Genomic DNA, 27,000 nt, shown 5'->3' with positions numbered 1-27,000 from the left:
TTACAATTTTTCCGCGTAGACCATTCGTTCGATCGGTGTTGAGGCTAGTAGCCGACCAGTAGGTTTAACATATTTCTCGGCCATTTCATCGTAACCCATGTCCTTGATTACCTGCCAACCGTACTCTTTTAGAAAGTTCGGCCATGCTTCGGGATCCATCCCAAAAATCCAAATCTTACTTGTCACAAACCTTTTGTAGCCCTTCTCCCAGCCATACATAACTCGCCCTTCAAGAAAGTCCTTGCGAACATATGTGAAAGCAAGACGGCTACCACGCGCGGCCTTAGCCAGAAAATCAAAGGTTGTCCTAAGGCCTTTTTCTGTTAGATATTGAGTAACAGCTTCCCATATGAAAAATGTCCGCTTGTCCGCAGAGTAACCGTGCGATCCCAGTACGGTACCTAGATCTTCACGGTCGAAGTCTATTGCAACTAGTTCAACATGTGAAGGAGTTGTTCCAAACACCTTACGAAGTCTGATCTGCTTTTGGTTGATGTTTTCAGGTTGATCGAGCTCCCAAACAGGTATGTCAGAAAGAGCAGGCAACCGATATGCCCGAGTATCAAATCCTGTACCCAGATTCACTACCGCGTCAATCTGATTGAGAGAATCGATTAGTTTTTCATCAATGTACCTTTTTCTGCACATCATACCCCCCCACATGCCGGGAAAGTCTTTCTCAGTTGCTCTAACCATCCAAGCCCTGATCGAATTAGACCGTAGCAGCCATAAAAAGGCACGACCGGACGGCAGTATCAGATGGGCCAAGTCATCCTCGATGATGCGCTTCTTCTTAGGATAGTATTGCTCAATAGCGACTAGCGTTGTTGGAGCAACTCCTGTTTTAGCGGCTTCTTTTGCCATAATTTTCTCCTCCTTGTAAGTTAATCCATACAATATTTAGGCATCGGATCATTGATGATTGGTTATTTTTCTGTAATTTTATCTAAGGGTAAAACTATTGCTGTTTTTGATACATCGGTTAATCTGCTTGAATTCCATTCTGATCAACAAATTGTTGCTAAGCTGATAAATGCTATTAATGAGACCAATGAGTTTGTAAAGAATGTTGATTTTGGAGATAACTATTGGGGTCTTATGTCGGAACTTTATTTGTCAAACCCTGCATATATAGAAGTGACCGATAATTTGTTTTGATCATTTATCGGTTACTGTGAACCCTTTTACACTTTCAAACATCATGAAATCGCTATTAGTAATACGCCTACCTAACTCCAAATAAACAAACACTGAACTAAAAAAGTCCAGTGCTTAATCCAATAATTCTATTATTTTAGTTTTAAGTTGAGGCAACTCGTTCTGTACCACATTCCAAACAATTTTCAAACTAATTCCCATGTAATCATGTATTAACACATCGCGTAGTCCGGCCATTTGTCTCCATGGAATTTCTTGGTGTTGTTCTTTGGTTCCTTGTGATACTCTCTTTGTAGCTTCTCCGACTATTTCGAGATTCCGAATAACCGCATCCTGAATGAGGTCTGAACTCATGAATTTTTGTTTACCAGAGTTAGTATATGTTTCAATCTTCACGATGCACTCAAGGATGTTTTGAAGAAATACCTTGTCATCTTTCATATGGGTCTAGCCTCCTGTGCTATCTTGTCCTTTAACGTCCAATGCACAGAATCCGAAGTGACCACATCAATCTTTCTACCTAAAATTTCTTCTAAATCATATTTCAGTGAGATAAGGTCAAACAGAGAACAATCATCTCCACAATCAACCAAAAAGTCTATGTCACTTTCCGCGTTTTCCTCTTCTCTAAGTACAGAGCCAAATAGTTTAACATTAAACATTTTGTAATGTGACGCAATACTAATAATCTGATCACGTTTACTAATGATATCTTTAATAGCCTGCATTCAAATCACCTCAGAAATATTATACCGTATTTTTCCATAATAATAAATACCTTCTAGGCTGTCGTCTAACTCCTGAATCCAACGCCCATCTCAAAGACAATTGTTATCTCGTCTGTGAATGATAATGTAATAAAAGTGTACCACTTCAGCACCTTTTGACAGTGAGTTAGTTTACCCTGTAGAATAATATCAAATATTGCGTACAGCAATTAGAAGTCTTAAAGCAGAAAGAACAGTCCCACCACAGAACAGTGTTCCTCTTCCTTATGCAGTGCAAATCGACTGGGGTGAAGCTACCATATATATTGATGGACACAAGACATATTTGTTTAAAGTTGCAGATTTAAGCAAAAATAACTTTATACTTAACAATAGAGGAGAACCATATGAAAAAAAGCGAAAAAGAGAAAATGTTATCAGACGATTACTATAATGCTGGTGATGAAGAGTTAGTAAGAGAAAGAAATTATGCAAGGAATCTGACTTTCGAATTTAACCACACAAGACCAAATGAAAAAGAAAAAAGACAGCAAATTCTAAAGCAACTGTTTAATTCTAAAGGTTCGTTTCATATCGAAGCACCATTTAATTGTGACTATGGTTATAATATAGAAATTGGCGAAAATTTTTATGCCAACTATGGATGTATTATACTCGATGTTAATAAGGTTAAAATCGGAGATAATGTACTTTTAGCACCAAATGTTCAAATCTATACAGCGGCACATCCTATTGACCCTACAGAAAGACTTACTGGCAAAGAATACGCTAAACCAATTGTGATAGGAAATAATGTTTGGAGTGGTGGAACAATAATATGCCCAGGAGTAAAAATTGGAGATAACGTAACTATAGGTGCAGGAAGTGTCGTGACTAAGGATATACCTGACCATGTAATCGCTGTAGGTAACCCATGCAGAGTTATTAAAAGCATTTAATGCTACGAATTATTCTTAAATCCAGTTGTATAAATGCCGTCCAACCTCTATGTAGTTGGACAATTTGTTAGAACCCTCTTTGAAGAAGGATCTTTACTTAAGTCAGATGTAAGCTCTGCCACTTTTCCGGTAAAGATTACGGTTTTACTTGTCGACTTCCCCCAATACAGCATCAAGCGTCGCAAAAATCATGATAACGTCTTGTATTTTCCATCCTAAAGCCACTATTGGGAGCATTTGCAAGTTGATGAAGGTGGCCGGTCGGATACGTACTCGTGCTGGTTTCGTCGTTCCATCACTGACGATATAGAAGCCCAATTCCCCTTTGGGATTCTCAACGCGGTGATAAACTTCACCAGCCGGAGGTTTGATAACTTTAGGCACCTTGGCCATAATCAAGCCTTCCGGAATATCACGGACCGCTTGTTTAATGATCTTGATACTTTCCACGATCTCATCCATCCGGATTATCGTACGGTCATAACAATCGCACCCTGTTCGAACGGGTACCTTGAAGTCAAATCGATCGTAGATACTGTACGGTTCTGTTTTACGAACGTCGTAATTAACTCCGGAAGCACGTAATACTGGTCCAGTTATAGAAAGGTTTTCCGCAAGTTCCTTCGGTAAGATACCCACGTTCTTCATGCGTCCTTGGGCGATCTCATTTCCGAAAAAAATGTTGTAATATTCTTCAAGCATCTCTGGAGAATCATCAAGGAATGATTGAAGAGCAGGCCAAAATTCTGCAGGTGGTTCTGTACTTATTCCCCCTATGCGCATGATATTGACGGTCAAGCGGCTTCCAGCGCTCATCTCATACATATCTAAGATCCGTTCGCGATCACGGAATATATACATCCAGGCCGTATACCCTGCCATATCAAGAGCCGTGCTGGCAATCATAACCTGGTGACTGGCAATCCGGGAAAGTTCACCGAAAATAACCCGGAGGTATTCCGCCCGTTCGGGAATTTCAACACCCATAAGTTTTTCTACGGTTTGGACATAGGCCCAGTTATTATGCGGAGCTGCCAGGTAATCCAACCGGTCCGTATAGGGGATGAACTGGGCATAGGTTCGACCTTCAGCAAGTTTCTCCATCCCGCGATGAAGATATCCAAGTTTAGGTTCAATTTTGGTAATTGTTTCCCCCTCTAAATGGACCACCATGCGAAATAACCCATGCATACTCGGGTGCTGAGGACCCATGTTTAAAATAAGTTTTTCTGTTTCTTCTATACTCACTTCGTTTATCATTCCTTTCTGCCTGAATTTTGTTATCTTGGATTAGTCATGCAGAACAATTTTTCCTTCGTCACCGTCGACCTCTATCGTCTGACCCTCGCTAATTGATTTCATTACTCCGAGGACGTTCACTACCGCTGGAATGCCGTACTCCCGGGCTACAATAGCGCCATGGGATATAACTCCCCCTGTTTCCATTACTACTGCAGACGCTCTCAAAAACAGTGGCGTCCAGGCAGGGTCAGTAGATGGAGCCACTAAGACATCTCCGTATTCCAAACTTCCTCCTTCGTTGGGATGGTAAATTAGTCTAGCACGACCAACAGCTCTTCCTGAAGCTACCCCAAATCCTGTCAAGGAACTGCCCGCACTCAATTTTACCGGCTCTACATGTTTAGAAACTTCCCCAGTTATTAGGACTGGCAAGGACCTCTCCTCCATTTTACGTCTTCTGTCCTTGCGCTCAGCCACCAGCTCTGTTAATCCTTTACCGTCCCATTCCTTGCGTAAAATCGAAAAGATTTCTGACCAAGCACAGTGAAAAATGTCATTCTGCTGCTGAATAATTCCTCGTTCCTCAAAACGCTGACCCAACTCCAGCGCCAATATTCGAAACGATCCAAAGACCCTAACTAAGATTGACTTAGACATTTCTCGCATCTCTGCGCCTTTAATCCCTCGCTTGAGCCAATACTTGAGGATAGGTCGTCGATAAACAGGAACCTTTTGCTGGACCTCTTGTAATGCCCGTTGATGTATTTCCTTTTGTCGAGTCTTCAATTTACTGACGTCAGCTGTATTTATGCTGTTTCTGATCGTTTGCGAGAGGTAAGCAGGACTTTCTCCCCAACGAGGATTGATGATGTCAAGTTCGTCAGTCCCCCGATGCCCGAATTCCGTTAAAAAAACGCGGAAGGCTTGTTTGAACGGGGAATCGTCCTTCAGTTCCTTTTCCCATGACAAAGAATCATCCTCTGAGGATAGGAACCTTTGTGCCTCTTGATCATGACTCGCCAGCTCAGCCAGTTCCATCAGGCGATAACCGTGTTCAGCACTGGTAATTTGCGCTTCTCCAGCCATTAGGCCATTAATGATGCCATTTTCTCTGCCTGGTAAATACTTATGTAACGCTTTAGTTAATACTATATGTGGGTAAATAGCAGCAGCCATCATTGCGTAAAAGACCAAAGTTACTTCTTTCAGCATACTGGTTAAATCGTTATATAAGTCAATACACGCCAGATCTAGTACGTCACCGAAACCGCTCTCTTGCCAACTTTCTGTAGTACGTTTAACTCGAGAATAAAATTGCCGTTCATGACGCCAAATCCTAAGATTCTTCAAGAGGATTTTTGTTAATCGCCTTAGTCTCTTCATCCCGACAATCCCATGATAAGGGCTTTTATCCCTTATTTTTATTACGACAGGATACCCAAACGACGATTGATAATCGGCCGGATTTAAACCCACTGAGTCATAGTCCAGCCATTGAAAGGCGGTAATATTCAAATAGACCCGTCCCTCAAACAGTCTAATATACTGGACACCCGGAACCAGCGGATAGCCAGTGGATCGAATCGGTTCAATCGTATGTGTATTTAAATGTAGTTCAACTAACCTCCAATTGAGGGTGGACTGGACCATGGCATTTGAATCTCGCAAACCGGAACTAGACCAAATATCTGGTTGATCCTTGATTTCGGCATACGTATACCTCGGCAAAACGGTCACAGGACGAGCTTGAACTATAACAAAACCTTGCCCATCAAAGACCCACTCCACATCTTGATGTTGCTCCCCTTGTCCCAAAGCTTCATAAACTCTCAACATGAGCAAGCCTAATTGCGTGATTTGACCGTCCTCTAGCACCTGGTTTCTTTCGGGTTTATCCGAAGGAACAATTTCAGTGCCTCCACCTTCTTTAACGACAACTTGACTCTTCTTTGTCCCAATTTTTTTTGCTATTACCGTTGGCAAGGAGGGCGTGGGATCTAAGTGATATTCGTCCGGTTCTACCATTCCACTAACCACCGATTCTCCCAAACCATAATTAGCGTTAATCAACAAGATATCCTGCCGCCCCGTGCGGGGATCGCAGGTGAAACCAACCCCTGCAGCTTTAGCCTCTACCATTTCCATAATCACCACTGCCGCTTGAACCTCATCATCTTTGATGTTCATCTTTCGTCGGTAAGCCACTGCCCTCGTGGTCCACAGAGAGGCGAAACATCCTTTTATAGCAGACGGGAGGTCTTCTGGCCCGTGTACGTTTAAGAAAGACTCGTGCATGCCTGCGAAAGAGGCTCTCGCTGAGTCTTCAGCCGTAGCCGATGAGCGAACGGCTAGCGGTCTTTCTAATACGCCCGTTTCTTTTAAGCACATGAATAACTGCTCCTGAATATCTGCAGGGATAAAACCAGAATTGATTCTATCCCTAATATCTGTGAGTTGGGCTAAGACTTCTTCTTCACAGATATTAGTCATTGTGATCGATTGCGCAAGCTCCTGCACACTTGACTTTAATCCGTTTGCTTCAAGATAATTCCCGTAAACAGCTGCAGACAAAACTCCACCCCGAGGGATCTCAAACCCGTACCTATCAAGCCTTGCCAAGTTCCAACCCTTTCCCCCAACCGTCTCTGTACTCATGAGAAAAGCTTCGGACCAACTGAAAAAGCAACCTTCCTTTTTTTCCATTCTCTTACTCCTTCTCTTACTCCTTCTCTTACTCCTTCTCTTACTCCTTCTCTTACTCCTTCTCTTACTCCCTCTACTCCTTTTACTCCTTTTACTCCTTTTAAATACACCTCTTCACGAGCTAAGATGTGACCTTCGAAATTAATTACTGAACATGTTTCTCGCTCCATTGAGAAAATAATTGATGTTCTTGGCAATGCTTTCTTCTGACTGAACTTTCTCATGGTTGCTTAACATACTGACCATAACTATCGTTATTAGGTAATTAGTTAACTCCTTTTCATTGATATCTGATCTAAGTTCTCCGCTTCTCTGGCCTAACTTAATGATATAGCAATAAATGTCACTCAGACCAGTCCTTATACTCTGATCGCTCAGCGACTGAATTAATGTACGCAGGCGGTACTCTGAGTAAGCAGTCGCAACATCTTCAGGAATCTCCATTCTCGACCATTCTTCACCTTTAGACATTATGGCAACCAATCTAGAGCTAGTATCTGGTAAGTCATCGAGTAACTGTAGGTAATGTTGCAAATGTACCTTTAGGTATTTCTTCATATATTCACCGACAATAGCCTCCTTATTAGAGAAATAGTTGTAAAGGGTTTTGCGAGAAATATCGACTTCGTCAGCAATCTGTTCCATAGTTGTCGCTTTAATACCCTGGGCCCTATATAGACCCATTGCTATTGAGACTATCTTTTTTTGGGTCTCCTCCTTTTTTCGTTCTGTTCTAGTTTTAATGTCGTTAATCATATCCTGAATTCTGCCTTTCTCTATACACGAGTAATATTACACATGTGTAATTATATTAATTTTATACTAATCCTCATTTTTGTCAACACTGGCATTGACCCAAGGTTTCTCGTAATGAGTTAATCTTTCAAGATATTTCGCATCGTACTTACCATAGACAGACCAGACCAAATCTAGTATATTTAGTTCTTCTTGTTCGAATACACTTGCATCAAACGAATAAACTTTTGGAATATTCTCAGAACCAAATTCTCTAAAGTGTCTAATAATCTGGTCGCACCAGCTCAAAAAAATAAATAAAATCACAAACCCCTGTATTCTCAGCATTCGAGAATACAGGGGTTTGAAGTATTATTTCGTAACTATGAGCGAAAGTACGTTCCTTGAAAAACTTACATTTTTAGCTATGATCTAGCCCCTTGTTGCTTATCGCCGCTTGGGCGGCTGCAATCAAAAAGGGGTAATCGCATTTTTTAGCATTATGGAACACTTTTATCATCTGTTGCATAAATTGTTTGTTACTATTCCTTAAAGTCCAATCCATTGACGGATAAGGTATCCAGTATCTGATAAAAAGAGACCAAATGTATATTTTTTTGAGTGATTGATTATTTGTTTGTCTCTTCTCCTAACCCTCTTCAGGGTGGATATTATTTTGTGACAAAGCCAGTATTCTCCTGTAATGATTATGAACATCTCTCAGGTGAAAATAGCCACCCATCCAAGTTCGAGCCACGTCTTAAAGCAAATTCCGCTTTGGTATTATATGCTACATATTACTTTAATATATCCTTAACTACTTCATCAGGAATCACAAACTCAGGGCTTCCGGATGATCCAGGAGCAACCTCATATTTATCAAAGCAGATTACTATCATGCCGTTATTATTGATATAAAAATTCTGGTTTTCTTTAATACCTTTAAATGGTCCGAATGTTGGATCATCTACCCAATAGGTATTTTCACCTTTCTCATTCTGTCTTTTCATTTCGGCTGTAATATACTCGCTAAGCTTTTTAATATAATCAGAATCCTTCTTAAAGAGCGATGGTAATGTAAGCAAAGTTTTTGTTTTCTTATCTAAGCTATAGAACTTATGTGTTGTCGATGATGAACCAACGGTATTTGCCATATAGACATCAATTGCAAGAATGTTTTCATTATCCGTTTTAACGATATATCCAGAGTCAATGCCTAAATGAACTTCTTCTCCCGGAAATTGTTTTTTAAGCTCCTTCATATCGCTTTCGAAGGCTAAAATGAGGGCATTTGAGTTATCCTTGAAATCCTTATTGAGTTTATCCTGAAGCTCTTTATCTAATAGACCTTCGATCTTTGGTGTTTCTATAGAAGCTTGATATCCTCCATCCTTCACTACATATCTTCCGAATGTTAACGCTTTTACCATTTCGCTCATTCCCGGTATATCAGCTACTGTAGCTGCAAAGACCGGACTTAGATTAAGAGATAAACTAAAGGCAATAATGAGACAAGCAACTAAGCCTGTTATTTTTTTCCAAGTATTAGTGTTATTTCTTTTACTCGCTTTCATGGTCATATCAATCCTTGCTTTCAATGTGTCAGACGCCTTAATCTGCATATACTCTTCTTTTATTTTTTCTAGTTTTTCGTTCATAACGCTCCCTCCATTTCGATTCTAAGTATTTTAAGTGCTTTGTACAGCCTTGTTTTGACCGTATTCAAATTTTCATCGAGAATAAGCGCTATATCTTCAAGAGGCATTCTCTCGAAGAATCTTAAAACCACGATACTTTTATACTTTGGTTCCAGAACGCCTATCATTTGCTCAAAAGAAATATCGGAAAAGTCATCACCATCATCTTGAACATCCGCCATGTCTATAGGATCCATGTACACTATTTTTTTATTTTTTTTAATATTAGTAAGTGCTGTGTTTGCTACAATTCTGTACAACCATGTCCCTATTTGATCAGGATTTCTTAATGAGTTTATTGATTTTAATGCTTTAAGAACGCTTTCATTAACTACATCTTCAGCGTCTTCTTGATTTGTGGTGTATGTATAAGCAAACCGATAGATGCTATTTATATGTTGGAAAATATAGGTTTCAAACAGCTGTTTATTTGTCATCTCATTGCCTCCTTCTGACTGTTAGACTATTGAAATCATTAAAAAGTTTTCAGTATAGCAAATTTTATGTGTCTTTTTTCGGTAAACAGCAACTGCGACGTGTGTCACCTACTTGCACCAATATTCCGAGTGTAGCGAGCGGATATGAGTATTATTTGAAAGCCTTATAACTTATCATTTCTACCGCTCCTCTTAGCGTACCTTAATTTAGAAGAAAGTTAAAATTTCTTCTAAGAGACGAAGAGGCTGGTTGTGTTCAAATTACACAACCAGCCTCTATCTATACAACCGAATTCAACTTGATTCTTAAAATAGAACAGCTTGAAAATTGGGTACTGTCTCTTAAAATCACTAAAAGACAATACCCATTCTCTATTCTGTACGTATACTTTTTAACCTTGGTGTATAATGATTAGAAAGCAATGTCTATACTATTTTCCTTGATTTTTTATGACAGCTTGGGCTGCTGCCAAACGTGCAATAGGTACGCGAAATGGAGAGCAAGAAACATAATCGAGGCCAACTATGTGGCAGAATTCTACGGAGTTAGGTTCTCCGCCGTGCTCGCCACAGATTCCTAAGGTAAGATCCGGATTCGTGCTCCGCCCCAGCTTCACACCCATATCAATGAGCTTGCCTACCCCTGCTCGATCGAGCACAACAAAGGGATCTGTTTTCATGAGTTTCTTTTCCAGATAGACTGGCAGGAACTTGCCTTGGGCATCGTCACGAGACAAGCCCATCGTCATCTGCGTGAGATCATTCGTTCCGAAGGAGAAAAAGTCTGCGACTGAACCGATCTCATCCGCGAGGAGAGCCGCGCGTGGTACTTCAATCATAGTCCCCACTTTATAGTGAATATGGACATCTTGTTCTTGCATGACTAATTTCGCAGTATCATCCACAAGCTCACGCATCATCAGAAATTCTTCTTTCCCCATGATCAGTGGAATCATCACTTCCGGATGGATATCAAACCCTTCTTTTATCAAACGTGCACTGGCTTGGAAAATAGCCCGAGCTTGCATAACCGTAATTTCAGGATAAGACACACCCAAACGACAACCACGGTGACCAAGCATCGGGTTAAGCTCAGATAATGCCCGAACTTTGCTGAGCAAAATCTCTTTCTTAAATAAGGCTTCGGAATCGTTTTTATTAATTCTGAGTTTCGTGATCTCCACAACCAACTCCTCAGAATGCGGTAAAAACTCGTGAAGCGGAGGATCCAAGAGGCGAATGGTCACAGGAAGTCCCTGCATCGCCTTTAAAATACCGTAGAAATCTTCCTCCTGCATAGGCAAGAGCTTAGTCAAGGCGTCTTCACGTTCTTCGAGGGTTTGCGCAAGAATCATTTCTTGAACGATCGGAATCCGTTCAGGATCCATAAACATATGCTCAGTCCGAGTCAACCCAATCCCGACCGCTCCGAAATCTCGGGCGTTTAGCGCTTCTGTCGGACTATCGGCATTAGCCATCACTTTAAGTCGAGAAATTTCATCTGCCCAGTCCAAGAACTCTTTAAAACCTTCGCTCAGTTCCGGATCGACCATCGAAACTTCTCCCTTAATAACCCGCCCAGTAGATCCGTCAATAGACAGGATAGTTCCTTGGAGATACTCAACCCCATCAATAGCCAATAAACCTTTAGCATAGTCAATCTTTAAGGCATCACACCCACATACGGCTGGTTTGCCCATATGACGAGAGACGACAGCTGCATGACTCGTCATACCGCCTCGACTCGTTAAAATTCCCTGAGCTGCTAAAATACCGCGAATATCATCAGGTGTCGTTTCAGTGCGGACCAGAATTACTTTCTCTCCGACATTCCCTAATCGTTCTGCTTCTTCCGCACTAAAGACAATTCGTCCAGAGGCGGCGCCTGGCGACGCAGGAAGCCCTTTCGCCAAAACCTGGAGCGTAGCATCCGTATCCATGCGGCGATGTAATAAATGGTCTAATTGATCCGGTTCAATCCTCATGACAGCTTCTTCTTTGGTAATTACGCCTTCATGGAAAAGCTCAACAGCCACACGGATGGAGGCTGAGGCGGTACGTTTGCCATTTCGAGTTTGGAGAATGTATAGTTTTCCACGCTCGATTGTAAATTCAATATCCTGCATATCTCGATAATGGGTCTCTAAACGCTTGGAAATATCCACAAATTGCTTGTAGATCTCCGAGTTTTCCTTTGCCAAAGTTGCGATCGGATTTGGTGTCCGGATACCAGCCACCACATCTTCCCCTTGGGCATTCATTAGATATTCCCCGTAGAGAGCACTTTCCCCTGTCGATGGGTTGCGGGTAAAGGCCACACCAGTTCCTGAGTCGGTACCCATATTGCCAAAGACCATGGACTGAACATTTACAGCCGTGCCGATGTCATGGGGAATATTATTAATTCTGCGATAAAAAGTAGCTCGGTCAATGTTCCACGAACGGAATACAGCCACAACCGCTAGCTTGAGCTGTTCTCTAGGATCCATGGGAAACGGTTTGCCGGTGTGCCGTACAATCTTCTTCTTATACTCACTGACCATCCATTTAAGGCTCTCTGGAGAGAGTTCGGAGTCATATTGCACCCCTTGTTTTTCCTTAGCGATTTCTAAAATATGTTCAAAGACGTAATGTTCCACTTCTAAGACGACATCTCCGAACATTTGAATGAAGCGGCGGTAACAGTCCCAGGCAAAACGCTCGTTTTGCGTATTCGCAGCCAAGGCCTCAACGGTATCGTCATTTAAGCCCAAGTTAAGAACCGTGTCCATCATGCCGGGCATCGAAAACTTAGCCCCAGACCGAACAGAAACGAGCAGCGGATTCACTTTATCCCCAAAGAGCTTACCCGTGGAAGCCTCAATCTCGGCCAAGGCCGGCCAGACTTGTTCCCAGGTCCCTTCTGGGACGTTTTCGCCGTTGGTGTAATACTCATTGCACGCTTCCGTAGTAATAGTAAATCCCGGAGGCACTGGCAAACCAATATTGGTCATTTCGCACAAATTGGCACCTTTTCCACCCAATAAGTCACGCATAGAAGCTTTTCCTTCTTGGAATAAGTATACATATTTCTTACTCATTTCTGTCCTCCTTAAATAATAATTCTAACACTATGCTTGCAGTCTCTTCCACCGCTTTGCCAGTGGCATCGATGACTGGACAACCAACGCGTTTCATAACACTTCGTCCATACTCTAGCTCATGCATAATGCGATCTAGGTTAGCATAATCCGAGCCAGCGCGTAACCCTAAGGTTTTTAAACGCTCTGTCCGAATTGAGTTAAGTAATTCAGGTCGTAATGTTAACCCGATTACTTTTCTAGGAGAAATATTAAACAGCTCTTCCGGAGGATTTACTTCTGGCACCAGCGGAATATTAGCAGCTTTGAGTCCTTTGTGAGCCAAGTACATACTGAGGGGAGTTTTCGAAGTCCGTGAGACTCCAATGAGTACAACGTCAGCATATAGAACCCCTCGAGGGTCTTTGCCGTCGTCATATTTGACAGCAAACTCGACCGCCTCCACCTTACGAAAATACTGTTCATCTAGACGATGAATAATGTTGGGAATATGTGTGGGCTCCAAGCCTGTTTGGCTGGCTAAGGCTCCAATCAGAGGGCCTAATATATCGACTGTTCTAAGCCCTTTCTCGATCGCTTTTTTCTCTAAATAATCACGCAGTTCTTTAAGTACTAAGGTATAAACTAAAATTGCTCTTTCGGCCACAGCCTCTTCCATAATATCTTCCAGATGCAATTCATCCCGCACGTAGGGAACTCGACGAATCCGAGTCTTCACACCAAGAAATTGTGCCGCAGCCGCCCGGCTTACAAACTCAGCCGTCTCTCCAAGTGCATCTGAAATGACATAGATCACTGTATTTTGGGTCGTCACGCGTTCACACCTCCGAATTTATCCGAAGTCTAACCAGACTCCACTCTCCGACTTCCATATTATCTATACTTGTTATCTTTGGTCTCTGTCCTCTAGGTTCCAGTCACCTGAGTCTAGCCGCGAACTTCGAACTTCGAGTTAACACTTTTCTAATTTCGAACCTCAAGTTACGACTTATTGCCGTAAAGCTCCTAGTTTTAACTATAGGGATATAAGGAAATTCAGAAAACACTCGTTCTCTGCATCAAGCTTACAACCTTGCTTCCGCTATCTCCACAAAGAGCTTTGTGACATTCGTCTTAGTAAACCGACCTACGACCTCATAACACTCATCCCCGTTCTCGTCTACATACCCTTCTACCACTGGTAAACTGTCAACCTGATGTTGTACAAGCTTTTTGGCCGCACTATAGACTGGCTCATCTGGTGTCGTCATATAGATATTGGGCATGCGCGTCATAATAACACCGACGGGAACTTGTTGAAGGTCGATTTTCCCTAAGGATGCTTTCATAATATCTTTGCGTGAGATCATTCCAACAAGGAGTCGATCTAGCCCAACAACCGTTAAGCTTCCTACGTTTTGGGTAAACATCGCAACCGTCGCTTCATAAATACTCGCGCTTTCTAGTATGGTAACTGGCATCGACTTATACGAGCAAACTCGAAGCTGAAGCAAGCGTTCCATAATTGGAGAAGGTCTGGTATTCTCTCGATAAGAATACCCAACGCGTGGCCTGGCCTCCAGAACCCCGAACATCGTCAAAATAGTTAAATCTGGGCGAAGAGTGGCCCGAGTCAAATCCAGCTTTGCCGCAATCTTTTCACCAGTGATGGAACCTGAGTCTTTCACGATTTCCACTATTCGCTGTTGACGATCCGTCCATTCCAACCCTTTTCACCTCTTATGTTTCTCTACGCCCTAATGTGACATACTAATGAGCGTTTACACGATGCTATTATATCATAATATGATTCATTTACTAGATAGTGTGCATATTATTTCGTTAATTTCGTTAATTACCTAATTACCACGATTCCAGGAGTGAACTCGTTCAACTAAAGATGAACGAGCTTAATCGGGAACGCAATTTTTGCATCTGATGACTACTTGCCACAATGTTTGGGGCTCGAAGATCACATGAGCGAACTTCGAGCCCCAAACTTTTCTTATGCTAAAACGTTTAAATCTCCTAAACAGCCCAGCATTTCCACGCACTCTCTCAGTAACGCTAAACGGTTCCGTTTCAAAGCCTCATCATCTACCATAATCATTACCGCTTGAAAGAGGGCCTCGATGTGGGGCACTAGTTCCTCTGCTAGACTATAAGCCATCACATAATTACCCCTCTCCAGGGTTTGATCAAAGCGCGCTCTACGCAAGGATATTGCATTTTCAAGGGCTATTTCCGTCGCATCGACCAGCAAGGCTGGATTTAAGACTTGAGGGGTTTCCTTTTTGGTTAGATTAAAGCAACGTGTATAGGCTTGGACATAAGGAATGAAGGGTTCTTCATTCCTTTTTTCAGAAAGTACCCGGGCTCGTTTCACCGCGCGATTAATCTCATCGCTTCCGATTGCCAATGCCGCTTCCACAGTATCATAGCGTAGCCCTTGTTCCTGAAGCACAAACCGTAGCCGTTGTTGAAAGAAATCTTGTAAAAGGGGCAATATCTCCTCCAGTGGCAAAGGGGAAGTTCCCTGCACTTCGAAAGCTCGGTAGGACTCTTGTAAAAGCTCGGTTAAGGAAACGTTCCACTTAGAGTCTAAGAGAATTGCTACAATCCCTTGTGCTTGCCGTCTTAAGGCATAAGGGTCCTGGGACCCCGTAGGCTGAATCCCAATACTAAACGCCCCGACAATAGCATCCAGCTTATCTGAGAAACTAACCACACGCCCAGCGTCAGACACCGGCAACTCATCCCCTGTAAAACGAGGTTGATAATGTTCAAGGATTCCCTGACAGACCTCTGGTTTTTCTCCACTGGCTCTGGCGTAGTCCGCCCCCATGATCCCTTGCAGCTCTGGAAAATCGCTGACCATCAGAGTTACAAGATCCGCTTTTGCTAAGAGCGCAGTTCGGTCAATCACTTCTAGTTGAGCACCCCCAAATTCAAGCTTATTCGCCATGAACCGAGATAGACCACGCAAACGCTCTACTCGTTGTTCTACCGTCCCCAATTTTTCGTGATACACGATCTTCCCCAACTTGGATACCAACTCTGCCAACGGAGTCTTTTGATCTTCCCTATAATAAAAGGCCGCATCTTCCAAACGAGCTTTCAAGACTTTTTCATTGCCTGCCTTCACCGTGTCTAGTGCAAAAGTATCACCGTTACGTACCGTGATAAAATAGGGCAGAAGTTTTCCGTTCAAGGCCCGAACTGGGAAATACCGCTGATGCTCACGCATTGGGGTTGTAATTACTGGCTCGGGCAAGTCCATATACCGGGGGGCCACTTCACCCAATAAGGCCGTCGGATATTCGACAAGATGGATCACTTCACTCAGAAGTTCATCATCTTCAGGTACTTCGCCTCCAACACTTTCTGCGAGGACTTGAATCTGTGCTTGGATCTCAGCCTTACGTTCCACAGGATCGACAATGACAAAGACCCTGCGTAAAGCTTCTTGATAATCGGATGGTTGCCCGAACGACACAACATCTGTTGCCAGTGTACGATGCCCACGGGAAATGCGTCCGGACTTTAGCCCGACGAACTCAAATGGCACCACCTCGGTACCATAAAGCGAGGCGATCCAGCGAATCGGTCGAGCAAAATGGAAATCAAGATCTGCCCAGCGCATAGGCTTGGGGAAATGCAGGGAATTAATCAGATCCTTTGCTAACTGAGGCAACAACGCCTTGGTCTCCAGCCCAATTTCTGATTTACAGGCGAATACATACGGTACTCTGTTGAGTTCTTGGACAAAAAGGTCTTCTACCGACACCCCCTGACCCTTGGCAAAGCCTTGGGCCGCTTTCGTTGGCGCTCCACTTGCGTCATAGGCGGCTTTCACAGCAGGTCCCTTGACCTCCATCGATAAATCAACTTGCCTTTCCTCAAGACCCCTGACAATAAGGGCCAGACGACGAGGAGTCGCGAAGATTTTCAATTCCGTAAAGGGTAAACGCAATTCAGCTAATCGTTTGAGCGCTTGTTCCTCCAGTTGGGTCATAGCCCCTGGGGAGAATTTAGCTGGGATTTCTTCTGTTCCTATTTCAAGCAAAAAATCATTAGCCATCTTACTCCACCTCTTTCCCTGAATTAGTCTTTAATAAGGGGAATCCAAGCCGCTCGCGCTGCTCCACATAAGCCTGAGCACACAGACGAGCCAGCACACGCACCCTGGCAATATAACTTGTTCTTTCCGTGACACTGATCGCCCCGCGAGCATCCAGAAGGTTAAAGGTATGAGAGCACTTCAACACGTAGTCATAGGCCGGAAGCACCAATCCTTTTTCCACGACTCGCTTCGCCTCACGCTCATACATGTCGAACCAAATTTGCAAGGCTTCAATATCCGCCACTTCAAAATTGTAAGTCGAGTAATCGACTTCATTTTGCAGATAAATATCACCATACGTGATGTCTCCGACCCACTCAATATCATACACGCTGTCTTTATTTTGGATATACGTGGCAAGTCGCTCTAGTCCATAGGTAATTTCTGAACAAACCGGTTTACAGTCAATACCCCCGCACTGTTGAAAATACGTAAACTGGCTCACTTCCATGCCATCTAACCAGACTTCCCAGCCGAGTCCCCACGCGCCCAAAGTTGGAGCCTCCCAGTTGTCCTCGACGAAACGAATATCATGCTCTCGCGGATTAATCCCAATTTGCTCCAAGCTCTGAAGGTATAGTTCTTGGATATTGTCAGGCGAGGGCTTCATAATAACTTGATATTGAAAATAGTGCTGTAAGCGATTGGGGTTTTCCCCATACCGTCCATCAGCTGGCCGGCGAGACGGCTCGACATAGGCCACATTCCACGGTTCCGGTCCAAGCGCGCGCAGAAATGTCGCAGGATTCATCGTTCCGGCTCCTTTTTCCACGTCATAAGGTTGGGCAATAATACACCCTTGTTCTCCCCAAAACTTGTTCAGGGTAAGGATAATGTCTTGGAACTTCATTTCAGCAACCTCCTAATTTAGTATTCTACAGTTCGTGCACAAATTGAGGGACGGAGATCAATCTCTCCTTCGCCGCTAAGTGTCTCTTTTAGGATAGACGGCCGTCGAAATTATCTGCCGCAGGTTTCGCCACCGAAGTCTCGATGTTCAAACTTTAGTTGAACAATTGTCTGACCAGTTAGATAAAAGAAGATATAAAAAAGCACTCACCCCCGTAGCATTTAAGCTACAGGGACGAGAGCTTGTTCCCGCGGTTCCACCCTGTTTGACCCCTAAGGGTCCACTTCGTTACGTATGCTCAAAGCTACCCCATCCGCAGACTCCCATTCGGCTTCCACCCACCCGAACTCGCTAAAAGAGAGGATTCACGGACTTCTTTCTCATCATTGCATGTCAGTTTTCAATTAAATTAATTATATGCGGAGGAAGAAGTAGTGTCAATATAATTTCCTTAATATTCCTTATCCGTCTCAAAATTAAATGCATCATCTTCATAAGAAGTCTCATCCTTGGTAGCCACTTCCAGCTCAAAATTGTTCACGGCTGCGCCTACCGCACCAACAAGTGCTAGCATTCTTAAGCCTGGCTTCCGCCAAATCGTATACGCCAGTGCCAAACCCAATGGAGCAGAAAGACTTACAATCGTGTTTTCATGTCTTTTAAGACTGATTGTGCTGTGCGCAAATGCCGACATAGTCGATTTAACATTGTCCCATATCCCTTGCCCTTGATCGGCAAAGTCAAAACCTAGCTCTTCTCCCGCTTGAGCCTTCTCAAGATCATCCAATGCCTTTACCATATCACCCTGAGCCAGGTTCAAGGCTGTACGGGCCTCTTCATAACCGATACCCATACGTTCACGCAACACATCCAACTTTTCGAGTTCAGTCCATAAAGCTTCCGTCATTTTCTTTTCCTTCCCTTCATCTATTATGTCGTCCCGCATCATCAGTACCTAGACTCCCCATCCGCCATGATTTGAGTGGTCGCTTAAATTTATGCTCCACGAAAAGTCGCAAAGTCTCCAGAATATCTACCGTTTCTTTTACTATTCTTTGTAATCTGTAATCCCAGTATACATCTAAACTCTACTCTTGGACACTCGTCACTAGCCCAGACTTTAGGATGAGAGGCCGATATATAATAATGTGGCTATTTCCTAGATATCCAATGCTTTTGGGTTGCACTACAAGACAAAATATGGTAGAGTGTTGCAGGCAACTTGTTATTGTAAAATAGGTTGTTGGTTGCTGTGTATTAATATATGTATAGGGGATTTTAAATTAAAGAGGAGGTGTTAAAATGATACGGTTTAATAAAGTATCCAAAGGCTAAAACTGATCTTGAAGTCGAAACTAAACCTTGGCTCGGAGGAACAATGGTTGCCTCGAAAGCATTAGATGCCGGAGATATTGACATCTATGCTGAATATACAGGGACGGCTTTGACGGTTCAACTTGAACAAGCGGTCATAACTGACCCAGATGAAGCTTATGCTAAGGTAAGCAAAATGTACAAAGAAAAGAAAGACATTACTTGGCTCAAGCCTTTTGGGTTTAATAATACCTATACGCTGACCATGCGAAAAGCAGATGCAGAAAAGTTAGGTGTTAAAACCTTCAGTGATCTGATTAAGGATGCACCTAGTTTAGTAATGGTGTCTGAGCCAGAATTCCTTGAGCGTGATGACGGATATAAGGGTATTCAAAAATTGTACGGCATAAACTTCAAGGACGTTAAAGCAATGGATGCAGGCCTTATGTACGGCGCCCTCAAAGACGGTAAAGCGGACGTGTGTCCTGCCTATGCTACAGACGGAAGAATTATTGCCTTTGACCTGTTAGTGCTAAAGGATGACAAGAAATTCTTTCCCCCCTATTACGCTGCTCCAATTATCCGTAATGATACGTTAGCCAAACACCCAGAGCTTGCTGATGCTCTTAACTCACTGGCAGGCAAGCTGGACGATACAACAATGCAGAAACTAAACGCTCAGGTTGATCTAGATAAGAAAGCATCTAAAGATGTTGCCAACGAGTGGCTTAAGGCTCAAGGCTTAATCTAAATCTAAAAGGATTAAAGACATTCTTCTGAGAAAAGGGAACAGTAATAAACAAATAGATCCTGCCTTCGATAAACCGAAGGCAGGATCTATTACTTTTTCTCAGTCATTTTCTTTTCCTTCCCTTCTGCTATTGTGTCGTCCCGCATCATCAGTACCTAGACTCCCCATCCGCCATGATTTGAGTGGTCGCTCAAATTTATGCTCCACAAAAAGCCGTAAAGTCTCCAGAATCTCTTCTTGCATCCAGGCATTCCAACGCAAGCGGTCAATTTTTGTGATATCTACCTTGATTAATTGACGCATAAAAGCAACACTACCAGCCCGAATCCATCGTCCAGAATAAGTCTGTCTACAGTTTCCACAAAGCGTACCACCAGCATCCGAACTAAAAAACAAACGCTCACCGCTTATACTAACTCCACATTCAGCACATTCCCCTAAACGTGGACGATATCCTAACAACGTCATCGAGCGCAAGGTGTAAGCACTGAGCACTAGGGCAGGGTCAAACTGTTCAATAAGAAATAAGCACGTCAAAGTAAGTCCAAAAAGTTCCTGATTAGGTTGAGCCGGAAGCGTCGAAATATCTAAGAGTTCTGCAATACCCGTCGCCGCAAAAGACCGATCAAGATCATACCAAAGATGCGAGAAACTTTCCCTAGGGCTGCACTGACTAACAGTATCCAAAGTCTTACCCCGATGAATTAGAAAATCTGCATACGTAAACAGCTGAGCCCCAGCCCTTTGACGACTTTTAGGTTTACGCACCCCTTTCGCCACAGCCTGTATCTTCCCCATCTCACGCGAAAAAAGAGTGAGCACCCGATCCGACTCTCCAAATTCCCGGCTACGGATCACTAACGCGTCCGCATGATAAACGGCCACGCTCTCACCCTTTCTCATACTATTCTTTGTAATCTATAATCCGAGTATACATGTGAACGCCAGAACAATCATTTTCTGCCCCATACCCAAACCAACGGCACAAGAACGCATCACCCGCCCCTAAGCCTGTTAGACAGGCCTTTACGGCGCTCTCAAAACTATTCTCAAATGTCCCCTGACCCATCACAAGACGGTGCGCATGAAATGCGCCGTCTCCCAAGAAACTCACTCATCACCCTAAACGTCCTGGTTTCTCTGGTTCCAAGCCCGGGACGCAGTGTCACACAGCGCGACGTCTTTTACGTAAGCAGACAGCAGACTTCCGTTCAAGCTCCCGACCCCAAATACGGGGCTGAGCATAGGACGTGCGAAGCCGGCAACTGAGCCAAGGATGGCGAATTTGCCGGGAACCCCGTTCCCCACAGCAGGAGCTTGAACGGTTAGTTTGCTCTGCGTCGTAGGATCCGAGCGCTGTGTCACACAAGTACAGCACTAGTCCCCAGTCGTTCCGCTCCCGCTTGAACCAGCTCAATTGCACACTCCCTAGTCCTGATTCCACCGGACGCTTTAACCTTAACGCCCTCCCCAACCCACGCTTTAAGATTACGCACGTCTTCTACACTTGCTCCACCCCCGGCAAAACCAGTCGAGGTCTTTATGTAATCTGCTCCGGCACGTTTGACAATCTCTGCAACCGTCTTTTTCTCATCTTCCGTAAGCAAACAAGTTTCAATAATTACTTTTATTAATAACCCGCAGCCATGGGCCGTTTCAACCACTCGAACAATATCTTGCTCTACGGCTTCCCAATGTCCGGATTTTGCCCAACCAATATTCATCACCATGTCCACTTCTTTACCACCATGCGCCTTAACCATGAAGACCTCTTGAACCTTAGCTTCAGTAAAGGTCGCCCCTAACGGAAAACCTACTACCGCCGCAACACCAATTCCTGTGCCATGTAATAGCTTCGCTGCCGTTTGCACATACGTCGGATTAACGCAAACAGTCGCAAACTTATGCTGTTGAGCCTCATGACAAAGTGTTACGATGTCCTTTTCTGTGGCTTGAGGTTTTAATAACGTATGATCAGTCATTCCTGCAAGATTCATCTTACTCCCGTTCCTTTCCATACCCGTAATTACGTAAACTATCCATGCGATTACGCCAATCTTTTTTAACTTTAACCCAAACCTCCAAAAACACCTTGCTCCCTAACAACGCCTCAATGTCCATGCGAGCCAAGGTGCTAATCTCTTTGAGCTGTTTACCACCTGCCCCGATAACAATCCCTTTTTGAGATTCACGCTCAACTACAATCAAGGCCCTCACTTTAACAAGGGTCTTCTTTTCTTCTACTTCTTCGATTACGACGGCAATCGAATGAGGAATTTCATCGTGAGTCAGCTGAAGCACTTTTTCGCGCACCAGTTCCGCCATGATAAACCGTTCCGGCTGATCAGTTACTTCGTCTTCTGGATAATACATAGGTCCATTAGAAAGCTGAGCAAAAATTTCATCTAATAGGGCATCCGTATTTTCCCCTGTTTTTGCAGAAATAGGAACAACGGCCTTAAAATCGACGAGCGCAGAATATTTCTGAATTTTATGCATCAACATTTCTTTCGAAACTAGTAAATCAACCTTATTGAAGACTAGTATACATGGGCTTTTTGATTGCTTAAGCATCTCGATAATATACTCTTCACCCGGACCATATTCAGCAGTAAGATCCACCAAATAAAGGATAACGTCGACATCGCGCATAGATTCCTTGGCTTTGCCGACCATATATTCCCCTAACTTATGTTTGGGTTTATGAATTCCTGGAGTATCCAAAAAGACGATTTGTCCCCGTTCTTCAGTCAGAATGCACTGAATGCGATTTCGGGTGGTCTGGGGCTTATCTGACATGATCAATACTTTTTGTCCAAGTAGATGGTTAAGTAAAGTCGATTTCCCGGCATTAGGCCTTCCAATAACGGATACAAAACCTGAACGAAATTCTTTTTTTGATGTTGTTGAAACCAACGGTGAAGTCACTTCCCTATCTTATTACTTTATTTATCTTCTATCTTATCCTATCTATCATCATTACCATAACCTTAAGCTATTAAATCTATCCAGCGTGGCTTTTTTTAACCACAGCGCAAAGCGTGACAGAGGACAAAGTCTAATTAACCAAAACGAACTCACTGCCATCCCCGTGTCACCGTAAGACAGTACACATAGAAGAATGACCCATTCTCCCACCGTCCCTGTGCTTCACGAACCTTGCATTCCCTCAACCTTCCATTCCCTCAAATCAAGACGGTGCACATGAAATGTGCCGTCTACCAAGATCAGTCCCTCTTCTCCCGCCCGTCCACTCGTTCCCAGCCCGGGACGCAGTGTCACACAGCGCGACGTCTTTTACGTAAGCAGAACAGCAAACTCCGTGAAAGCGACCCCAGATACGGGGCTGAGCACAGGACGTGCGAAGCCGCCAACTGAGCCAAGGATGGCGAATTTGGCGGGTACCCCGCTCCCCAGAGACAAGAGCTTGAACGGCTAGTTTGCTCTGCGTCGTAAGCACCGAGCGCTGTGTAACACAAGGCCTTATAGAAACTCAGGCCCAAACGAATCCGGTAATAACTTCTTCAAACTTGTCAGACGTGTCAGGCCTGAGCCATTTATCAAAATAACGGGACAATCCATGGCAAACTCTCGAATTACTTGCCGACATGCGCCACAAGGGGAGGGAAACGCTTCCGTCGGTACAGCAATAGCAATTCCTTTCAAGTCCCGTTCTCCCTGAGCTATCGCTTGGAAAATAGCATTTCTCTCCGCACAAACAGTTAAACCGTAACTTGCATTCTCGACGTTACACCCGCTATAAATCTTTCCAGAGGAAAAAAGAACGGCTGATCCAACGGGATAATGGGAATACGGTACATAAGCTTGTTGATAAGCTGATTGAGCTTGATTAATTAGTTCTAGCCTTAATTTTGGTTCAAGGTCTTTAAATACTCCGATCGTTGGGGATTGATCCATCTTCAAGTAAAAAACTCCTGTCTCTTCGATACTTACGCCTTGAAATAGGAGAGCTTTCATAGAAGCATCTTAAAAGATCTTACTCGCCAAGAGAAAAAAACGTGGAAAAAAGACAATCAACCCAATCGCGATAGCTTGGATCGTAGTCACCAAAACGGCACCTGCAGCCACGTCCTTAGCCATTCCCGCTAGAGGGTGAAAGTCTGGTTGAACCATATCCACCACAATTTCAAGCGCACTATTCATCACTTCCGAACCAATAACACAGCCTATCGCAGCAATGAGAATCAGCCATTCAAAGCGTGAAACCTGCCACCACCAAGCAGAGAACAAGACGCCAATTCCTGCACCGACATGAAACTTCATGTGTCCCTGCGTTCTCCAAGTATGTAGTAATCCTCGCCAAGCCTGATTGAGGCTGCGCCAAAACCCTTGTTTCTGATATTCCCCCATGAATCCTCCGTATGGTTAACTGCGTGAGCTTGTTAACCAATATTCAAGTTCTCTCTAAATTAAGTAGCGCCATCACTTCTTCTTCTTTATGTCGCATCTCTAGTTTATCTGGCTCTTCTTCATGATCATACCCCAATAAATGGAGCGTCCCATGTACAGCAAGGTAAACCAGTTCCCGCTCGAAGGAATGACCATATTCCTCTGCTTGAGCTCTTGCCCGAGGAACAGAAATCACGATATCCCCAAGCATTTCGTCTTCAAACTCAGAATCTGGTTCCTCCTCTGTTTCCTCCTGTAAAGCAAACGAAAGAACATCCGTCGGACGATCCACCCCTCGATACTCCAAATTCAGGGCATGGATGCGCTGATCATCTACCAGCATCAAACTAACTTCCGCCTCATCTGACCCTTTGGAAAGACGGATCCCCGCTTCAATAGCCCGATTTAACATTGCGACGAGCGGTTCTCGCTGTTCAAGCAAAATTGACTCTTCTTCCCAAGCAATATCCAAGATCACGTTTTTCTTTCCTCCCTTCAACCATCAAAGTTCACTAAGACTCATCATTAACAGGAGACGACGACTCAACTTGAGGAATTTCAGTCTTTGAAGCAACACCATCTTCAAGTACCTTCACTGCCTCCCCACTCAATTTACTAGTTTGTTTACTGGCCTCTTCCAGGAGTTTCTTCTGTGTACCGCTACCATCCCGAGCTGCCGGCAACTCCGGATATTCAACGCGGGAGTGGAAAATCCCACTCAAGACTCGCACAAAGGCCATCGCAATTCGGTCTAAGTCCTGAAACGTTAAATCACATTGATCTAACTGACCATCATTAAGCTTATCCTTAATAATTTTCCGAACAAGCCCTTCGACTCGTCCAGGCGTGTGTTGTTTCATTGACCGTACCGCCGCTTCCACATTGTCCGCCAAAGAAACAAGGGCTGCCTCTTTAGTCTGGGGTTTCGGCCCTTCATAATGGAAAGCTTCCTCAGGAACCTCCTCATTTTCCTCAAGGGCCTTGTGATAAAAGAAGCTGACTAATCCGTCTCCATGGTGCTGAGCGATAATATCTTGAAGTTGCTGTGGAAGTTTATTTTCCTTCGCCAATTCCAACCCATCTTTAACGTGAGAGGTGATAATCAGTGAGCTTAAGGTCGGGGCGATTTTATCATGAGGGTTATCTTGGGTAAATTGGTTCTCAATAAAAAAGTAAGGTCGTTTTAATTTTCCAATATCATGATACATAGAGCCTACTCTTACCAACGTAGCATCTGCATGCACTGCCTCAGCGGCGGCCTCGGCCAGATTACCAACTAAGATGCTATGGTGGTAGGTCCCTGGTGCCTCCATCAATAGACGCTTCAGCAATGGGCGATTAGGATTGGATAGTTCCAAAAGCCGCACAGAGGAGGTAATCCGAAATCCTGACTCAAACCAATGCAAGGCCCCCACCGTCAAAAAGGAAGACGCCACACCATTTACAGTTCCTAAGAGCAATCCTACCAACCACACCGACACACGCATTCCTGTAGTCAAGGCTATCGCACTGACCATCAATACATTGACCGCGGACACAAATAGGCCTGCACGCGCCAAATCCGAACGCTGACTTAAATGGGACACGCTATACACCCCGACAAACCCTCCAAAAAGAGCCACTATGCCAGTTTGAAGGCCTAAGGCGGTCGAGAGTGTAGGGTCTACCAAAATTGCCACGAAAATTGCCAAGACAACTGCCACTAGCAAAGCGACATCCACACCGATTAAAATGGCAATCGTCATGGTCGCCCAAGCAACTGGAATGAGCGCACCTGACAAGGAGTTAAATTCCGTTCCACCTAAATTTAAGGAAATCACTCCACGACCAATAGCCAAAACCAAAACCATCGTCAGTCCAACCAGCACAATTCGGTTGAACACAGCCAAGATATCCCTTTTATATTGAAGTAAGTAAATCCATATTGTACCTATGCCAATAAGAACAATCAGACCGATTCCAGACGCCGATTTCCAGGTGTTACTACTATTGATCAGACCATAGGCAACTAACACTTGGAAAACACTTTCGTCAACAATATCGCCTGCACCGACAATCTTTTGATTCGCCTTATAGTGCAGCACATCTTTTTTCATAACCGTTCGAGCCACAGCACGTAATTTTTCTGTGGTTTCTTCATCTACAGTCAAGGTCGGCCGCGTCACTTTTTGATCCACAAAGGCCCCAAAGAATACTTTAGCATCATCCTGCAGCTCTGACTTATGAATATCCGCTTTTATAGCCTCACGGAGTGGCTCCACATCCGAGTCCGTCCGCGCCCCAGTATCAGCGTTACGCGCTCTATTCAAGATAATAGTACTACCGATTTGCTCAGCAGCAGTTAAAGCATCTGGAGAAGTCTTCATCAATGAAACTAAGATCCCCTTTGCTAAACCCGTGAACGGCTGGCTTTGCTGTAGCTTAGTGACACGTATACTCTCCTCCTCAGTGAGGGCAGCGGCTTCCCGCACAGCATCAAACGCTTCTTCAAGGTCCGTAGTCAGCTGATTCATATACCCATCGTCCAGCTTGTACACCGCTTGAACGGCTTTCGCAGCGGCGTCCTGGTCTTGAGTATACTTTACGACATCATCAATATCCTTGTTCCATGGCGCTATAATGAGCTGAGGACTTGGCTCTCCTACTACCAAATGGAGTTTTGTGACAAACAAGCTTGACGATAACAGAACCGTAAACAAGAGAAAATACATCACCCCAACAATGGCGCGTAGCCAAATGGTGTGATGTCTAAGCCAATCCATACGGCTGGATAGCATCCCCAAGACCTTTCTAACCCAAATAATCTTCAATACCATCATCCTTACTTACGAGCGCCTTGGTTCTATAGACACATT

At 43.9% G+C, this 27,000-nt stretch carries 28 protein-coding genes; 3 read left to right on the top strand and 25 right to left on the bottom strand.

Features of this window, described 5'->3' with window-relative positions; all coding sequences use genetic code 11:
• Complete coding sequence (locus E4K67_RS02610) at window positions 1–864, bottom strand: SAM-dependent methyltransferase (protein WP_135544831.1); 864 nt, start codon at window positions 862–864, stop codon at window positions 1–3.
• Window positions 865–915: 51 nt separating this feature from the next.
• Between E4K67_RS02610 and E4K67_RS02605 the strand changes: the two genes are divergently transcribed.
• A complete protein-coding gene (locus E4K67_RS02605) occupies window positions 916–1,158 on the top strand; it encodes a hypothetical protein (RefSeq protein WP_135544830.1) in 243 nt (80 codons plus the stop codon).
• A gap of 114 nt (window positions 1,159–1,272) precedes the next feature.
• Here E4K67_RS02605 and E4K67_RS02600 read toward each other — a convergent pair whose 3' ends face one another.
• Together E4K67_RS02600 and E4K67_RS02595 are read right to left on the bottom strand one after the other, a co-directional pair.
• Window positions 1,273–1,599, bottom strand: coding sequence for a HepT-like ribonuclease domain-containing protein (locus E4K67_RS02600; protein WP_135544829.1), 327 nt, complete (start codon window positions 1,597–1,599; stop codon window positions 1,273–1,275).
• Entirely contained in the window at window positions 1,596–1,886 is a 291-nt protein-coding gene (locus E4K67_RS02595; RefSeq protein WP_135544828.1) for a nucleotidyltransferase family protein, read from the bottom strand. The genes E4K67_RS02600 and E4K67_RS02595 overlap by 4 nt, the downstream gene beginning before the upstream one ends.
• 386 nt (window positions 1,887–2,272) lie before the next feature.
• Between E4K67_RS02595 and E4K67_RS02590 the strand changes: the two genes are divergently transcribed.
• A complete protein-coding gene (locus tag E4K67_RS02590) occupies window positions 2,273–2,824 on the top strand; it encodes a sugar O-acetyltransferase (RefSeq protein ID WP_135544827.1) in 552 nt (183 codons plus the stop codon).
• A 144-nt stretch (window positions 2,825–2,968) separates the two neighbouring features.
• On the opposite strand, the gene E4K67_RS02585 is transcribed toward E4K67_RS02590, so the two are convergent.
• The 13 genes from E4K67_RS02585 to E4K67_RS02525 form a co-directional block, all read right to left on the bottom strand.
• A complete protein-coding gene (locus E4K67_RS02585; RefSeq protein ID WP_420841514.1) occupies window positions 2,969–4,084 on the bottom strand; it encodes an NADH-quinone oxidoreductase subunit D in 1,116 nt (371 codons plus the stop codon).
• A gap of 30 nt (window positions 4,085–4,114) precedes the next feature.
• A complete protein-coding gene (locus E4K67_RS02580) occupies window positions 4,115–6,769 on the bottom strand; it encodes a PEP/pyruvate-binding domain-containing protein (protein WP_135544826.1) in 2,655 nt (884 codons plus the stop codon).
• Window positions 6,718–6,966, bottom strand: a complete 249-nt coding sequence (locus tag E4K67_RS29625; RefSeq protein WP_206752175.1) for a hypothetical protein — start codon at window positions 6,964–6,966, stop codon at window positions 6,718–6,720. The genes E4K67_RS02580 and E4K67_RS29625 overlap by 52 nt, the downstream gene beginning before the upstream one ends.
• Entirely contained in the window at window positions 6,911–7,525 is a 615-nt protein-coding gene (locus E4K67_RS02570) for a TetR/AcrR family transcriptional regulator (protein ID WP_135544824.1), read from the bottom strand. Before E4K67_RS02570 ends, E4K67_RS29625 begins: the two co-directional genes overlap by 56 nt.
• A gap of 66 nt (window positions 7,526–7,591) precedes the next feature.
• A complete protein-coding gene (locus E4K67_RS02565; protein WP_206752174.1) occupies window positions 7,592–7,831 on the bottom strand; it encodes a Panacea domain-containing protein in 240 nt (79 codons plus the stop codon).
• A gap of 470 nt (window positions 7,832–8,301) precedes the next feature.
• Complete coding sequence (rsiV, locus tag E4K67_RS02560) at window positions 8,302–9,162, bottom strand: anti-sigma-V factor RsiV (RefSeq protein ID WP_135544822.1); 861 nt, start codon at window positions 9,160–9,162, stop codon at window positions 8,302–8,304.
• On the bottom strand, window positions 9,159–9,638 hold the full coding sequence (locus E4K67_RS02555) for an RNA polymerase sigma factor (RefSeq protein WP_135544821.1): 480 nt from the start codon (window positions 9,636–9,638) through the stop codon (window positions 9,159–9,161). Before E4K67_RS02555 ends, rsiV begins: the two co-directional genes overlap by 4 nt.
• Before the next feature lie 431 nt (window positions 9,639–10,069).
• Window positions 10,070–12,718: a pyruvate, phosphate dikinase gene (gene ppdK, locus E4K67_RS02550; protein ID WP_135544820.1), complete on the bottom strand. Its 2,649-nt coding sequence runs from the start codon at window positions 12,716–12,718 to the stop codon at window positions 10,070–10,072.
• Window positions 12,711–13,532, bottom strand: coding sequence for a pyruvate, water dikinase regulatory protein (locus E4K67_RS02545; protein ID WP_135544819.1), 822 nt, complete (start codon window positions 13,530–13,532; stop codon window positions 12,711–12,713). The genes ppdK and E4K67_RS02545 overlap by 8 nt, the downstream gene beginning before the upstream one ends.
• A 250-nt stretch (window positions 13,533–13,782) precedes the next feature.
• Complete coding sequence (ccpN, locus tag E4K67_RS02540; protein ID WP_135544818.1) at window positions 13,783–14,424, bottom strand: transcriptional regulator CcpN; 642 nt, start codon at window positions 14,422–14,424, stop codon at window positions 13,783–13,785.
• 278 nt (window positions 14,425–14,702) lie between these two features.
• Entirely contained in the window at window positions 14,703–16,778 is a 2,076-nt protein-coding gene (gene glyS, locus E4K67_RS02535) for a glycine--tRNA ligase subunit beta (RefSeq protein WP_135544817.1), read from the bottom strand.
• A 1-nt stretch (window position 16,779) separates the two neighbouring features.
• Window positions 16,780–17,670 carry a glycine--tRNA ligase subunit alpha gene (gene glyQ, locus E4K67_RS02530; RefSeq protein ID WP_135544816.1) on the bottom strand — a complete coding sequence of 297 codons (891 nt, stop codon included), beginning with the start codon at window positions 17,668–17,670 and terminating at the stop codon, window positions 16,780–16,782.
• Window positions 17,671–18,121: 451 nt separating this feature from the next.
• A complete protein-coding gene (locus E4K67_RS02525; RefSeq protein ID WP_243454309.1) occupies window positions 18,122–18,619 on the bottom strand; it encodes a DUF4342 domain-containing protein in 498 nt (165 codons plus the stop codon).
• Window positions 18,620–18,985: 366 nt separating this feature from the next.
• Here E4K67_RS02525 and E4K67_RS02515 point away from each other — a divergent pair, with 366 nt between their 5' ends.
• Window positions 18,986–19,735, top strand: coding sequence for a glycine betaine ABC transporter substrate-binding protein (locus E4K67_RS02515; protein WP_274594832.1), 750 nt, complete (start codon window positions 18,986–18,988; stop codon window positions 19,733–19,735).
• Between the two features lie 99 nt (window positions 19,736–19,834).
• On the opposite strand, the gene recO is transcribed toward E4K67_RS02515, so the two are convergent.
• The 9 genes from recO to E4K67_RS02470 form a co-directional block, all read right to left on the bottom strand.
• Window positions 19,835–20,620, bottom strand: a complete 786-nt coding sequence (gene recO, locus E4K67_RS02510) for a DNA repair protein RecO (protein ID WP_135545162.1) — start codon at window positions 20,618–20,620, stop codon at window positions 19,835–19,837.
• A 19-nt stretch (window positions 20,621–20,639) separates the two neighbouring features.
• The gene (locus E4K67_RS02505) at window positions 20,640–20,849 is read right to left on the bottom strand and encodes a hypothetical protein (protein WP_135544814.1); all 210 of its coding nucleotides are present in this window, start codon (window positions 20,847–20,849) and stop codon (window positions 20,640–20,642) included.
• 247 nt (window positions 20,850–21,096) lie between these two features.
• Complete coding sequence (gene deoC / locus E4K67_RS02495; protein ID WP_135545161.1) at window positions 21,097–21,732, bottom strand: deoxyribose-phosphate aldolase; 636 nt, start codon at window positions 21,730–21,732, stop codon at window positions 21,097–21,099.
• 1 nt (window position 21,733) lies between these two features.
• Window positions 21,734–22,651, bottom strand: coding sequence for a GTPase Era (era, locus tag E4K67_RS02490; RefSeq protein WP_135544812.1), 918 nt, complete (start codon window positions 22,649–22,651; stop codon window positions 21,734–21,736).
• A 234-nt stretch (window positions 22,652–22,885) separates the two neighbouring features.
• Complete coding sequence (locus E4K67_RS31010; protein ID WP_274594823.1) at window positions 22,886–23,017, bottom strand: hypothetical protein; 132 nt, start codon at window positions 23,015–23,017, stop codon at window positions 22,886–22,888.
• 201 nt (window positions 23,018–23,218) lie between these two features.
• Window positions 23,219–23,653, bottom strand: a complete 435-nt coding sequence (gene cdd, locus E4K67_RS02485; RefSeq protein WP_135545160.1) for a cytidine deaminase — start codon at window positions 23,651–23,653, stop codon at window positions 23,219–23,221.
• A gap of 69 nt (window positions 23,654–23,722) precedes the next feature.
• Window positions 23,723–24,106, bottom strand: a complete 384-nt coding sequence (locus E4K67_RS02480) for a diacylglycerol kinase family protein (protein WP_135544811.1) — start codon at window positions 24,104–24,106, stop codon at window positions 23,723–23,725.
• 43 nt (window positions 24,107–24,149) lie between these two features.
• Window positions 24,150–24,623 (bottom strand): rRNA maturation RNase YbeY, encoded by a 474-nt coding sequence (gene ybeY / locus E4K67_RS02475; protein WP_135544810.1) that lies wholly within the window; start codon window positions 24,621–24,623, stop codon window positions 24,150–24,152.
• A gap of 34 nt (window positions 24,624–24,657) precedes the next feature.
• A complete protein-coding gene (locus E4K67_RS02470) occupies window positions 24,658–26,922 on the bottom strand; it encodes an HD family phosphohydrolase (protein ID WP_420841519.1) in 2,265 nt (754 codons plus the stop codon).
• Between the last annotated feature and the right edge of the window lie 78 nt (window positions 26,923–27,000).

This window comes from Desulfosporosinus fructosivorans (genome assembly GCF_004766045.1).
Taxonomy (GTDB): Bacteria; Bacillota; Desulfitobacteriia; order Desulfitobacteriales; family Desulfitobacteriaceae; genus Desulfosporosinus; species Desulfosporosinus fructosivorans.
The sequence above is the reverse complement of the archived record's forward strand: the minus strand, read 5'-3'. Positions and strand labels throughout refer to the sequence as shown.